The organism is Planotetraspora mira (genome assembly GCF_016863275.1).
In the GTDB taxonomy this organism is placed as follows: domain Bacteria; phylum Actinomycetota; class Actinomycetes; order Streptosporangiales; family Streptosporangiaceae; genus Planotetraspora; species Planotetraspora mira.
In genome coordinates this window covers 127,465-141,303 of the sequence record NZ_BOOO01000037.1, presented here as the reverse complement: position 1 = coordinate 141,303, position 13,839 = coordinate 127,465, and the positions used below count along the sequence as shown (strand labels likewise).

The window sequence follows — 13,839 nt, the reverse complement described above, 5'->3', positions numbered from 1 at the left end:
GATCCGACGACTGCTCCTCGCCTTCGACTCGTGTCGTTGACGAACACATGGAAGCAGGTCCAGGCCCGGTCCTGGTTCCGCCGCCGTGGGCAAAGGCAAGCCCGCGTCAGCCACTACCGCCGACGCGGGCATTTGCTACATAAATGCCTTCGCAGTACTGGACTCCGGCCCCTCGGCGCCTGGTTCTGGACACACCACAGTGTCTCGAACAGCCGATCGTCGTAACGGACCTGGTCACGTCGGTGGACCGCGATGTCTCGGCAAGCCGGTACTGTGGCGACAGCGACCGACCTGGACGTACCATCGCGGTCGGTCAGCCGTCCTCTCTACCGGTCGCGGTTACGATGCGCTAGCGCGGCTTTGCCGTCGGCCACGTTGAAGCCGTCGATACCGACAAAGGTCGAGTGGGCCTTGCGAGTGGCCACCTTGTACTGCGCACGAAGGGTGCGGGACTCGCCCGGCATCAGGGTGATGTAGTTATCGTCGGCGATGAATGGCAGGATCTGTTCATCCTTCTCATCGAGCCCCTTGATGCGGATCTGCATTGCCGGCAGGTCGCCGGTGTTGGTGAGCTTCACCGTCAGGGCCGCCCAGCCAGGTTCCGGCGAGGGCGCCTGCGTGACTTCCGCGGTCACCACCACAGGCGCCACAGGCGCACCTGCGGTGCCCTTGAGAGTTGTGCGGATGTCGGTGTAGTCGGTCCAGGTGGTCGGTGCATTGGTGCCACGGTTGGTGCGGCTGCGCGCGGGCCAGACCGACTTGGTGTCCGGGTTGGTCCAGTAGAAGTTGGACCCGAGCACCTTGCCGTCCGACGAGACAACCGACGTGCGGACGAACCGGGTGCCCGATAAGCCCTCAACCGGCGAGACCGTTAGCAACGGCAGCCCTACCCGCTTGTACAGCAGATCCGAGACGGCCACTCCACCTTGGGCGATGCTTTCTGCCTGGGTGAACTGGCTGGAGCGCCCGCCGGCCGGAAGCGAGGTGACCACGGAGTCCTCGCCCACCTTGACCCCCCTGAGGTTGTAGACCTCGGCCTTGACCGTCACGTTCGTTAGGTTCTTCCTCGACTCGTTGGAGAGGAATACCGTCTGGTCGCGTATGTCGAGGATGGGGTTGATGCGCTGATTGGCCAGCTTCTCGCCGTAGAATCCGCCGTTGAGGTCGTAGTAGTAGTCGTAGGTCTGCCACGCCATCGACGGCCAGGCGGACTGGCTCATCCATTGCATCAAGCCTGGGGTGTCGTTGACGAACACGGCCTCGAACATCGACCGGTGGTTGTCGTAGTTCATCAGCTGCGCGGTCTTGATGAACTCCTCAAAGCCGTTAGCCACCCAGTTCGGGTCGTAGGTGTGACTGATGTGATCTAGTTCGCGGGATGCCTCGGTAGCACCGCTCGTGGTGAAGTCGTGCACGCCCCACACGTCGACGCCCGGGGTGGAGGTGACGGGCGGCCAGGGGATGACGTCACCCAGCATCCGATGCATCGACTCGATGGTTGGTATGTTGAGCTGCCCGCGTTCGGACGACAGGTTCTTCGCGCCATTGCCGTTGCCGTTGTAGCCGGACGCTGCGGGGGTGTTGTCGAAGTACCAGAGCGCGTCACGGACGCCGTACGGACCGTTGCCGTCCATGCCCTCTGCTGGGCTCGCCGAGCTTGACACATACGTCCGCGTCGGGTCGAGCGTACCGGTTCCAGTTGCGGTCAGGGCGCGGAGTTGAGGCTCCAAGGTGGGCGACGGGATGCCCTCGTTGCGGCCGCAGTAGAACGCAACGGACACATGGGAGCGGACCCGCTTCACCTTGGCGATGGCGCTGGCCATGAACATCTGCTCGTTGTGGGCGTTGGGGCCGTCGAACGGGTTGGCCAACCAGAAGTCATCCATGATCATGATCCCGTACTTGTCGGCCGCGTCGTAGAAGGCCGGATTGCCGGTCATACCTACCCAGTTGCGGACGATGTTGAGGTTGGCCTCCTTGTGCAACCGCATCTTCAGGTCGTAATCCTCGGAGGTGTTGGCCATGTTCTGATCGGACAGACCCCAGTTGCCGCCGTTGGCCACGATGCGGGTACCGTTGACATAGATATTCATCCCGGCGTGCGGGTTGCGAGCCGGCGTGGGGTCATACGCATCCAGGTCGGGCTGTTCTGTCCATGCGAACCTGAGCTCGCGGATGCCCGTCTTGAAGTTGGCCTCGTCCGAAACCACATAGGACCCGGACTGCGAGGAGGCGACCTTCACTGTGAGGCGCGTGTCGTACAACGGCTGATCGCCATACCCATTGGGCCACCAGAGCTTGGGATCGCGCATGGTCACCGTTGGCAGTGAGACCGAGATGGTCGAGTGTGCGGGGACCGCGTATGAGCGGTCCGAGGACACCTTGATGTCGCCGATCGTGCCGGACACGCGCACGTACTTCGTGATGTCGGAAGCATTCGTCAGATCCATCTTGGGCGTCAGTCTCGCGCGGGAGAAGCGACTGTCCTCGAAATCGGTGACCACCCATGCGTTCTCGATGAGGACGTCCTGCGAGCACGACAGATAGACGTCCTCGTAGATGCCGATGTTGCGGCCGCGGATGGTCGGGAGCCAGTCCCAGCCCACCGATGCCTCGATCGTCGCGTTGTCGGCGCCCAGGTATCCGCCGTTGCTGCCGGCATTCGCAAGGGTCTGAAGGGAGACGTTGCCGGGGTAGTCATTCTTCTTGATCAGGACGGCCAGATAGTTGGTGCCGCCGTACTTGACGAACCGGGTGATATCAAACTTTCCCGGTGTGTAGGCGCCTTCGAGGTCGTAGTCGCCATCTGCGATGGAGCGGGCCTCGGTGCCGAGGCGGTGGCCATTCAGGTAGATGTTGGCCTTCCAGTTGATGGCTTGGAAGTTCAGCCAGGTGCGCTTGCCCCGCAGCGACGCCGCAATGGTGAAGGTGTTGGTGTACCACCAGTCAGAGTCGGTGAAGTAGGAATCAGAAACCTGCGTTTGATAGTCGGAGAATGCCGGATCGACGATGGCGCCCGCCTTCAGGAAGGACATCAGTACGGTGCCCGGGACTGTCGCGGGCAGCCAATCTGCGGTTGTGGCCGCGCCCGCCTGAGTCGAAAGTTCTTCGCCCCTGCTGTTCGTATTGAACGCACGCGCCAGCTTCCAACTACCTCCGGTGAGGTACTGGATCTCGTCGGCTCGGACCGCGGGTGCCGGCGGGAGGGTGTAGTGGAGGTTGTTGGTGCCCCAGACTTCGAACGCTTGAAGGCGGTAATCCGTGCCGACCCGCGCGGTGAACTCCACCTTGACGTAGCGCTTACCGCTCTGCGTGGGAAGGGTGACGCTCTGATTCCAGCCCGACGCGCCCGTGACGGTCTTGACTGTGTCGAAGGTGGTGCCGTTGGCCGACACCGAGATGTGGTAGTCGGTGGCGTACTGAGTGGTGTCGGACAGCCACATCAACTTGACGGTGTCGAAGTTGGAGGGGGCGCCGAGATCTACTGTCAGTGAATGCGGTATGGCCGCTGTGGAGGACTGCCAGTAACTGGCGAACGCGGGCTTGGGCACTACCGGGTAGCCGTCGTCGCCAAACAGGTAGAGCTCGGCGATGCGGACGGTCGTGGCCGAGGCAGCAGTCACCAGGATGCGGTAGTTCTGGTAGTTGGCGCCGCTGAGCGGGAAGGTTCTTCCTTGGCTGGGAAGCTGGTCGAGCCCGGTCATGCCGGTGCGGCTGTCGAGAGTCGTCCAGGCGGCGCCGTCATGAGACCCCTGGAACTCCCACGCGGTGGGGTAGTTCTGGGCGAGGCCGTTGCTGTTCCCCAAAGGATTGTATTCCGGCTGCACTCGGTAGGACCGCAGCGATGTCGGCGAGAGCAGATCGATGGCGAGCCACTGCGGATTGGACGTGCTGAGCGTGCCCGTAGACTGCCAGTACTGGCCGTTCAGGTGGTAGTCGAAGCCGTAGACCGCCAGGTTGGCCCCGTCGGCGCTCGACGCCGTTACCACTGGCCTCGCCACGGGCGTAGCCGTCGGATCGGTGAAGAGACCGTCCGTCGTCAGGTGGCCGACGTTGTTGAAGTTGCCGGCGGCATAGCTCGACTGCAGGACTGCGCGACGCAGCGCGATGTTTCGGTGGCCTTTGACATTTCGATGGTCTTCAGGAGAGAGGATTTGGGAGCCGGACGGAGAAGCTGAGGCCGACGACGTGAATCCGCCCAACTCCGCCACGCCCACGCCCACTGTGAGCCCCGCGACGGTAAGAACCTGCCGCCGAGAAAAACGTGTCATCAACTGCTCTTCTCTACGCTGGATTGCTTGTCAGCTAGAAACTTGTTCAGAAAGTCGGCCCTGCCCACGTGTAGTAGGAAACCGGCGGCTGACTTCGACCTGCCAACGACATCACGCCCTACTACCGCCGCACCGATATCGGCAATCGGGTCGCCGCTACTCCCGAAGGCGACGCTCGCGAGCGCGCACTCCGCCGACGGACGCCTCACGGGGCCCGGGGGTCGGCGAGACGGACGTTCGGCGGCCCAGCCGCCACCGCACCACACATCGACAGGGTGCCCACCGACACCCTGTCGATCGGCCGCCGGTGGAGAGGAGTCCGCCTCGGTGACTCGACACGCGCATCGCAACGACGGCCGCCCCGCTCGCGGACAACGTTGTCAATCACAGCAGGAAGCTTCCCCGACCGAGTATGGGCCGTCAAGTAGTGCCCGGGTGGTCGCAAGAAATTTGGGTGCAGGCCGACCCGCAGCCGGCGGCGTCGGAGGCCCTGGTGGATCCGAGGAGGCACAGGGACCGGTGTCGTTGTTGGGATTAGGGCTCAGCGCTGATTTGGTTGGTCCGTCGGTCTTTATGGTCGTTTCCTTGTCGGTTCGTGGTGATAGTTACCGACGAGGTGTTGGCTGAGAGGCTGGCTGTATTGCGTCCGCATCTGAACGAGCGTCAGTGCCGGCTGGTCTTGGGTGCGGAGGCCGAGGCGTTGGGGCGGGGTGGGATCGCGTTGATGGCCAGGATGTCTGGTGCGTCGCGGACGACGGTGCCGTCGGGCGTGGCCGCGATCCGGGCCGGGGCCGGGATGGATGTGCGGTCCGGGCGATCGGTGCTGGTCGGCCGGCCGTGGAGCAGACCAGTCGGCGACGTGGAGGCGTCGGTGTCGCCGGAAACGCGGGTGATCGGTGTTCGCCGTTGCGGTGGACGACGAAGCCGTTGGCCCAGTTGTCGAAAGGCCTGGTCGCGAAGGTTTCCGGTGAGTAAGAAGACCGTGGCCAGGTTGCTGGAGCAGGCGGTACCGGCTGTAGTCGGTGTTCAAGACGAAGGAAGGCGACCAGCACCAAGACCGCGATGCCGAGTTCCGGCACATCAGCAGCATGGCGCAGGAGTTCCTCGATGCGGGAGAGGTAGGGGTTGCCCGGCGTGGCCCGGGCGGATCGGATCGGCCGGAGGCACCTCGGTGGCCGGGTCGATGCCGCGCAGGTGGTCGTGAACCCGCGTACCGTCGTCAGCCGTTTTACCTGGCACGCGGCACCGCGACCAGGTTGCATCGCTCAGGCGATCCGCGGGTGAGGAGCCGCCACGTGTCCCGGTAGGCGGCGACGGTGTTCGGACTGGCCCGACGCTGCGTGAGCTGTCGCCTAGTGAACAACGCCTCCGGCATGGGAGCAAGCAGGGTCATGATGCGCCGTCATCGTCGTCCCGCTGCGGACAGCAATTCCGGCGATTCAGCCAGGTGCCAGTGCGTTGATGCCGGGTTGGCGTGTCCGAGGTAGCAGACAGCCTGCTGCTGACCAGGACAGATGGATTCTCCGTGTGCTCGGCTCTCGACGAGATCGACCGTGCCGATATACGGTATGCCGCGCGAGTCCTGACAACGTTGTCATACAACACCGATCGGGAAGGACGCTTCATGACTTCGACGTTTGACGAACAGCATCATCTTCCGCTGCCGAAACTGAATCGTCGCGGGTTCCTCGGCGTAGGGGCGGCGGCCGGGACCGCCGTCGTGCTCAGCGGGCTGGCTGCGCCGGCGGCCAGCGCAGCCACGGCACAACGGACGGACGACGGCGGCAAGTGGAACAAGCGCTCGAAGCCGAGCCGGGGCTACCGGATGACGGCCCAGGCACTGGGCGTCAACACCACCTCAGGTGACGGCAATTTCGCGGATGCGGTCGTGCCCGGACTGCTCGCCGACGCCCACATCGGACTGATCCGGTACCCGGGTGGCTCTGGCGCGGACAATGCCAACTGGAAGGCGCCGACGGGCTCGCTGCCCTGGCCGAAGTACATGGCGTTAATGGCTCAGATCGGCTCCGCACCGATGATCACGATCAACTACGGGACGCTGGCCCAGGGCCCCGACTCGGCGGCGGCCTGGGTCGGCAGCGCGCTCACCTTCCCGAACTACGACAGCACGACTGCCATCTGGGTGCTCGGCAACGAAGGCTATGGACCGTGGGAACGCGACCAGCACCCGGACCCCCACACGCCCGCGTCCTACGCGACGAATGTGCGGCCGTACTTTGTGGCCATGCACGCTGTCGATCCCGCCACGCGAGTGGGTTTCCCGATGACCATCGACCGCACGGTGGCCGCGGGGACCGGGACGTGGGTCGCGGACCCGGACCTGTGGAACCGCACCGTGTTGAAACAGAACGCCGACCAGGTCGACTTCATCGACTTCCACTGGTACCCGATCTTCGGCATCCCTGTGCTCTCCAACGCGCAGTTGTTCGAGACGGTTGATCGGATCCCGCACGCGATGGACTACCTACGGTCCATCATCGACGAATACGACCCCAACACACCGATCGTGGTCAGTGAGTCGAACATTTCGCAGTCGGAGATCGTCTACAACTGCCAGCCCGTCGCCGCCCTCTACGCGGTCGCCACCGCACTCACCTGGTTGTCACAGGGAGCGGACTCCTACATGTGGTGGCAGGTCCACAACAGCGACAACATGAACGGCGACTTCGGCTTCCTCTCCAACGGTAGCGGCAATCCCGGCCCGAGCGCGACGACGCTGGCCACTGCGGTCACGGCCGGCGCGCGGAACATCGCCGTGGCCTCCACGGCGGGGTTCTACTATGGACACCAGTTCACGGTCGACACCGGCGCGACGCTGGAATCCCGGAAGATCACCGCCATCGGTGGGAGTGCCACGCTGGCCGTGCCGGTGGCCAAGGGCGACAAGAACCTGAAGGTGAGCAGCATCGTCCCGTTCGCGCCGGGTACGCCGATCACGATCGACACCGGCTCCGGCCTTGAGTCACGTACTGTCGCATCGGTCGGCACGGGCGCGGACTCCGGCCTGCTCGCCGCGCCGGCGTCCGCAGGTGACAAGACCATCAGAATCGTCGGCCGGGGTATGGGCGGACAGTCCATCCCGGTGTTCATGCCGATCGGATTCGCGCCCGGGGGCACGGTCACCGTCGGAACCGGTACGGACGCGGAGACCGCGACCATCGAATCCGTGGGTACGTCGTCGAGCCTGGGCACGACGCTGGTCGCGCCGGCATCCGTCGGCGACAAGACGCTCTATGTCGCCAGCGTCTCCAACTCCAACAACGGGATCGCCAACTATGTGGGTGATCCGATCACGATCGGTTCCGCGGCGACCGAGGAGGTTCGAACCATCACGGGCGTCGGCTCCGGTGCGGCGGCCGTGACCACCGTCGTCGCGCCGCTGAGTGCCGGCACCCGCACCGTCTTCCTGGCCAGCGTCACCGGCGTCACGGTGGGCCATCCGCTCATGGTTGACACCGGCGCCGATCAGGAGATCGTGAGCACGATCGCCTCGGTGGGTGCCCAGACCGCCACTACCCTGGCCGCGGCGGCGGCCGCCGGCGCCACGAATGTCAAGGTGACCAGCAACGCTGGCCTGCTCGCCGGGCATCTGATCACCATAGACACCGGCGCCAACCGCGAGACCTTCACCATTTCGTCGGTCGGCTCCGGCGGGCCCACCGGTAGCGGTATCAGCCTGTCCGGCCCGCTGACCCTGGCCCACGCTCTCGGTGCCGCGGCGGTCGATGTCGGCACCGGGGTAATTTTGTCCCACCCGGTCACCGTGGCCCACGCGGCCGGCGTGGCCGCCCAGGACATCGGTTCCGGGATCACCCTGTCGGCCCCGCTCAAGCAGGCCCACCCCATCGGAACACCGACCCGCGACGCCGGCAGCGGGCTCACCCTCACCAAACCCCTACACAAGAACCACCCCGACGGCGCGACAGTGAGCACACCGGGGACCGGGATCACCCTGTCCGAGGCCCTCACATCGGCGCACGACACGGCAGCGGCCGTGGTGAGCACGGGGATCACGTTCACTCCGGCGCTGGGCAACGCACACCCGGCCGGTGCCACCGTGAACGAGCTGGGTTTGAAGGAACCCCCATTGAACACGCCGATGCCGGCCTACTGGGGCTTCGTGCTGGCATCGTTGATGACGAAGCCGGGCGCGTATCTGACGGAAGTGACGCCCTCGTCGCCCAGCACGGTGCGCGCGTTCGCGTCTTACCTGGACGGTACCCAGTCCATCTGCCTGGTCAACACCGACGATGTCAACCCGGTCACCTTCCGGGTCAACGGTATTGGTCACGGCGGCACGTTGAAGACCTACGACTACGGACTGCTGAACCCCTCCATCGTTGAGGGCACAACAACCTTCGACCACGCGGCGGATGGACTTGTGCTGGCACCCGAGTCCATCAGGATTCTGGTCGGCTCCGTAGCGGGCTCGCAGCCAAAGGTCTCCGTGGAAGTCCGCCACTAGCGAGCGCCGAACCGGAGCAAATTATCCCCTACCTCCGAAGTGGCGCTCTCCGTCCCGGGAAACGGAGAGCGCCTCGGCCTCTGTCGTGGGACTGACCGGGCTCTGCCGAAGAGCGGTTCGGCGGGATCGACATCCTCGTCAACAACGCGGGACAGGCCGTGATGGGAGCGGTAGAGGAAGTAACGGCCGCCCAGGCCTGTGAGCAGATGGAGGTCAACCACTTCGGCGCCTTCTACACGTCGCAGGCAGTCGTGCCGCACATGAGGAAGCGTCGCAGCGGTCGGATCATCCAGATCTCCTCAATGGGCGGGGTCGTGGCGCTTCCAACTATGGGGACGTACCACGCGACCAAGTGGGCCCTGGAGGCGTTGAGCCAAGCGTTGGCGGCGGAGGTCGCGGAGTACGGCGTGCATGTCACGCTCGTCGAGCCGCTCATGTTCCCGAGCGAGCTCGGGAGCATGGCGCCACCGATGCCCGAATACGACCACGCACGCGTGAATCGCTCCGGCTTCGATGGAGGCTCTGATGTTCACCGAGTTCCGTGGAGCCGGGTTGGTTGGCTGTCATGCCAGCTGGGTGTTTGAGTGAAGCATCTCGTATTCGATCGGGGTGAGCATCCCCAGGGCGCTGTGGCGTCGTTGCCGGTTGTGGAAGATCTCCAGGTATTCAAAGATCGCGTTGGCGAGTTCGATGCGGGTCTTCCATCGTTGGCGGTTGAGTAACTCGGTCTGCATGCGGCCCCAGAACGACTCGATGACCGCGTTGTCGTAGCAGTCGCCGATCGATCCCATCGACGGGACCAGCCCCGATGCTTTGGCGCGTTCGGTGAAGGCCCAGGAGGTGTATTGAACCCCGTGGTCGGAGTGGATCACTGTGCCGGCCTGCGGGGTGCGGTTGTGGATGGCCATGCCGAGCGCGTTGGTCACCAACGCTGCGGTCTGGGTCGAGTCGATGGACCAGCCGACCACCCGCCGGGAGTAGACGTCCAAGACGACGCAGCAGTAGACCTTGCCTTCGCGGGTCGGATGTTCGGTGATGTCGGTGACCCACAACTGGTTTGGCCCGCCCCTGGCGAACAGCCGATCGACCATGTCGGTCGCGGTCGGCACCTGCGGGATCGGGCGCCGGCGGTGGTTGCCGGGCAGGCCCTTGATGCCGGCACGATGCATCAGCATGGCGACGGCGCCGTATCCGACCGCGATGCCGCGGCCGAGCGTGAGTTCGGCGTGCACCCGGCGGCCGCCGTAGACGCCTCGAGAGGCGGTGTGGACCTCGCGGATCATGTCAGTGAGCCAGGCATGGCGTAGCGCCCTGGCTGAGGGCGGGCGAGTGCGCCAGGCGTAGTAGCCCGACTCCGAGACGCCCATCACCCGGCAGCAGACCTGGACCGGGAAGCCTTCGGCGGCCATCACCGCGATGGCCTCGAACCGCCTTTTGGGGACACCACCTCTCGCAGCAGCTCACTGGCCCGCCGGGTCACCGCCAGCTCGGCCTCCAGCTCCGCAATCCGTCGCCGGGCGGCAACCAGTTCGACCTGATCTGAAGACGTAATGCCGGGCTCGAGCCCCGCGTCGATGCGGTCCTGCTTGCGCCAGTTGTAGATCGTCTGGTCGCTGATCTGCAGATCCGCGGCCACCTGCTGAACGGTCCGGCCACCCTTGAGCAGGTCCAGAACCTTACGACGGAACTCGGGGGGATAGCTCCTCGGCATGCTGACCTCTCCTGAGGATCGAGACATGCAAGTCAACCAAAGCGACTCTACGAAAGCCGGTGAACATCAAGCTCTCCATCAAAGCCGGGGCGGTTCAATGTGGTGGTGACCGCCATCGTCAGTCTGGGCTATGGCCTGAACTTCGTCAGCGAAGATCTTGAGAAGGTCGCGGTCGCCGGCGACGAAGAGAGGTCGAGTCTCAGGGTCGCCGACCACAACAACTGGTTTCCGTCCACGCTCTGGACAGATAGGAGTGTGAGTGCCGTCTGGCCAAGCGTGCGAGCCCCATGAGCGAGCGTCGCTGGACCTACCCGGGAGGCGCGGTGCTGCCGCGAGGGGTGAGGCGGGCGGCAGCGTCCTCCAGCGGGGCCGCGCGGTCGCCGTCGATGAGCGCCAGCAGGCGCGCGGCCGCATGTGCACCGTATGCCGGGATGTCCCGGGTGAGTGCGGTCAGCGATGGCCGGACGACTTGGGAGAGCGGAGAGTCGTCCCACGCGACGATCGACAGGTCCGCAGGGACACTGAGCCGCATTTCCTGAGCTACCGACAGCCCGGCCACGGCCATGATGTCGTTGTCGTAGACGATCGCGGTAGGCCGCCGAGACGAGCTGAGCAGCCGTCGAGTAGCCCGCGCGCCCTCCTCGCCGGTGTAGTCCGTGTGGACGGTCGTGTGCTCAGCAAGCCCGAGTTGCCGGCATATGTTGCCGAACGCCTCGTCTCTGATCGAGGTGTGCACAAGGCGGGGCAACCCCGCGACCCTGGCGATGTTCCGGTGGCCGAGCGCGGCCAGGTACTCCACCGTTTCCCGTACGGCTGCGCCGTCGTCGGACCAGACCGGTACGAGAGAGCCCGCCGCGGACGGGTGCCCGATCACGACCGCGGGAAGGCCGAGGGACTCTATTTCGGGTACGCGACGGTCGTCGACGTGGAGGTCGACGAGGATCGCCCCGTCCACCCTGCCCTCACCCCACCACCGGCGGTAGACCGCCATTTCGGCATCGTGGTCGGCGACCACTTGGAGCAGGAGAGCGCAGGAACGGGCGGACAGCTCGGCCTCGATCCCGCTGATGAGCTCCATGAAGAACGGCTCCATGCCGAGGATGCGCGCCGGCCGGCACAGGGCTAAGCCGATGGCGTTGGCCCGGGCGCCGTTGAGCGCGCGGGCGGCGATGTTCGGCCGCCAGCCGATCTCCTCCGCGATGGCGAGGATGCGGGCTCTGGTCGCTTCGGACACTCCGGGCTGGCCGTTCAAGGCGTAGGAGACCGCGCCCTTGGAGACGCCCGCCTGCCGGGCGATGTCCGTGATCGTCGGTCGTCTCACATGCTCCCTCAACTGAACCGGTCCAGTGTCCGCCACCATATACCAGTGAGGCTCACTGACCTACTTTGTTCGGCTATTGACACAGCTGACATTTCGAATTTACGGTCTCGGTACTTATCCGGTTCAGCGCAAGAGGATGACCTTCCGGGTGCGGCCTTTCGTAGACCGGTTCATCCGGCGGCGCACGACCCATCGGGGCCTGGCCGAAGTGCGGACCCCGCGCGGCGACGACGCGTGGGGGAAGGAGAGTCACGATGCGAAGACGAACACGGCTTTTGATCCCCCTCCTCGCGGCCGGTCTGATCGCGGCCTGCTCGGGTGGCGGGGGCACGCCGACGCAGGGCCCTCAGGCCGGGACCGCCGTGGCGCCAGGTGGGGGAGGAGGCTCGTTCCCTCGTAACGAGACTCTCTACACCAGCGGCACGCAGTGGGGCCCGCCGGCGAACTGGAACCCGTTGCGGGAGTGGGACTTCGCGACGGGCACCAAGGGCCTGGTCTACGAGACCCTGTTCCTCTATGACCCGAACACCGACAAGCTGACTCCCTGGCTGGCGGAGAGCGGCGACTGGACCAGCGACACGGAATACACGCTCAAGCTCCGGCAAGGCATCACCTGGGCGGACGGCAAACCGCTCACGGCGGCGGACGTCGCCTTCACATTCGAGCTCGGCAAGATGGAGACCGTTCCCTACCACCCGGTCTGGTCCTGGCTGAAGAGCGCCGAGGCGGTCGACGACCTCACCGTGAAGTTCACGTTCACCGAGGCCAACTACCAGCAGTGGGCGAACAACCTCTACAGCAGGGCGATCGTCCCCAAGCACATCTGGGAGGGCCGATCTGAGGACGAGGTGATGAACGGGGTCAACGAGAAGCCCGTCGGCACCGGCCCCTACGCGTACCAGTCCCATGACCAGGACCGCATGGTCTGGGTGAAGCGGGACGGGTGGTGGGCGACGAAGGCGCTGGGCAAGGACGTCAAGCCGAAGTACATCGTCGACATCGTCAACTCGAGCAACGAGGTGGCGATGGGCATGCTTCTCCAGAAGGGGCTCGACCTCAGCACCAACTTCCTTCCGGGGATGGCCAACCTCGTGAAGGGCAACTTCGGGATCCAGACGTACTACAACGAGCCGCCGTTCATGTTGCCGGCCAACACCGCGTGGTTGTGGCTGAACACGACGAAGAAGCCGATGGACGACGTGGCCTTCCGCAAGGCGGTCGCGTACTCGGTGGACACGAAGAAGATCGTCGAAGGCGTGTACGGCAACCTGGTCAAGGCATCCAGCCCGACAGGCCTGCTGCCCCAGTGGGACAAGTACATCGACCAGAGCGTCGTCAGCAGGCTCGGCTTCTCCTACGACCCTGACAAGGCCAAGAAGCTGCTGGCCGACGCCGGATACAAGGACGGGGACGGCGACGGGTACGTCGAGTCGCCGACAGGGTCGAAGATCTCTCTGAAGCTCATCGTCCCCGCCGGATGGACCGACTGGATGGAGGCGAGCCGCGTCATAAGCGCGGGCGCCAAGGCGGTCGGAATCAACGTCGAGGCCGACTTCCCCGACTACAACGCGCTCGTGGACAGCCGCAACTCCGGCAAGTACGACATGGTGATCAACAACGACAAGCAACTCTCGAACACGCCGTGGCTGTACTACGACTACATCTTCCGGTTGCCGGTTCAGAAGCTGCAGACCGTGACGAACTTCGGCCGGTACGAGAGCAAGAAGGGCTGGGGGCTCACCCAGCAACTCGACGCCGTCAAGCCCGACGACGTCGCGGGCATGCAGAAGATCACCTCCCAGCTCCAAGAGGTTCAGCTCGAGGAGATGCCGGTGATCCCGCTCTGGTACAACGGCCTCTGGTCGCAGACCACCAACTCCGTGTGGAAGAACTGGCCGTCGAGCGCGCAGGGGACACCGAAGTACGCCCCGACCGTCTGGCGCAACTGGCTGGAGATGGGCGGCGTCCTGATGCTGACCGAGCTCCAGCCCGCAGCCGGCTGACCTTCTCGCGCCCCTCTTCCCCAGGGAAGGTCTCCCGGGAAGGGGGG

The 13,839-nt window shown here is 65.0% G+C and carries 5 protein-coding genes and 2 pseudogenes; 4 read left to right on the top strand and 3 right to left on the bottom strand.

Annotation, left to right across the window (positions count from 1 at the left end; all coding sequences use genetic code 11):
- Window positions 1–326: 326 nt before the first annotated feature.
- Window positions 327–4,271, bottom strand: a complete 3,945-nt coding sequence (locus Pmi06nite_RS31745; protein WP_203956847.1) for a glycosyl hydrolase 2 galactose-binding domain-containing protein — start codon at window positions 4,269–4,271, stop codon at window positions 327–329.
- A 1,624-nt stretch (window positions 4,272–5,895) separates the two neighbouring features.
- Here Pmi06nite_RS31745 and Pmi06nite_RS31740 point away from each other — a divergent pair.
- Window positions 5,896–8,757: a hypothetical protein gene (locus Pmi06nite_RS31740; protein ID WP_203956846.1), complete on the top strand. Its 2,862-nt coding sequence runs from the start codon at window positions 5,896–5,898 to the stop codon at window positions 8,755–8,757.
- A gap of 116 nt (window positions 8,758–8,873) precedes the next feature.
- Window positions 8,874–9,341, top strand: a pseudogene (locus Pmi06nite_RS31735) (SDR family NAD(P)-dependent oxidoreductase); the annotation flags it as partial.
- Here the strand turns inward: Pmi06nite_RS31735 and Pmi06nite_RS31730 are convergent.
- Window positions 9,321–10,468, bottom strand: a pseudogene (locus Pmi06nite_RS31730) (IS3 family transposase). The pseudogenes Pmi06nite_RS31735 and Pmi06nite_RS31730 sit on opposite strands and share 21 nt — an antisense overlap.
- Window positions 10,469–10,573: 105 nt before the next feature.
- Between Pmi06nite_RS31730 and Pmi06nite_RS31725 the strand changes: the two are divergent.
- On the top strand, window positions 10,574–10,759 hold the full coding sequence (locus Pmi06nite_RS31725; RefSeq protein WP_203956845.1) for a hypothetical protein: 186 nt from the start codon (window positions 10,574–10,576) through the stop codon (window positions 10,757–10,759).
- Between the two features lie 16 nt (window positions 10,760–10,775).
- Here the strand turns inward: Pmi06nite_RS31725 and Pmi06nite_RS31720 are convergent, their stop codons facing one another.
- Window positions 10,776–11,789 carry a LacI family DNA-binding transcriptional regulator gene (locus tag Pmi06nite_RS31720; RefSeq protein WP_203956844.1) on the bottom strand — a complete coding sequence of 338 codons (1,014 nt, stop codon included), beginning with the start codon at window positions 11,787–11,789 and terminating at the stop codon, window positions 10,776–10,778.
- Between the two features lie 254 nt (window positions 11,790–12,043).
- Between Pmi06nite_RS31720 and Pmi06nite_RS31715 the strand changes: the two genes are divergently transcribed.
- Window positions 12,044–13,792 (top strand): ABC transporter substrate-binding protein, encoded by a 1,749-nt coding sequence (locus tag Pmi06nite_RS31715; RefSeq protein ID WP_203956843.1) that lies wholly within the window; start codon window positions 12,044–12,046, stop codon window positions 13,790–13,792.
- Window positions 13,793–13,839: the final 47 nt, after the last annotated feature.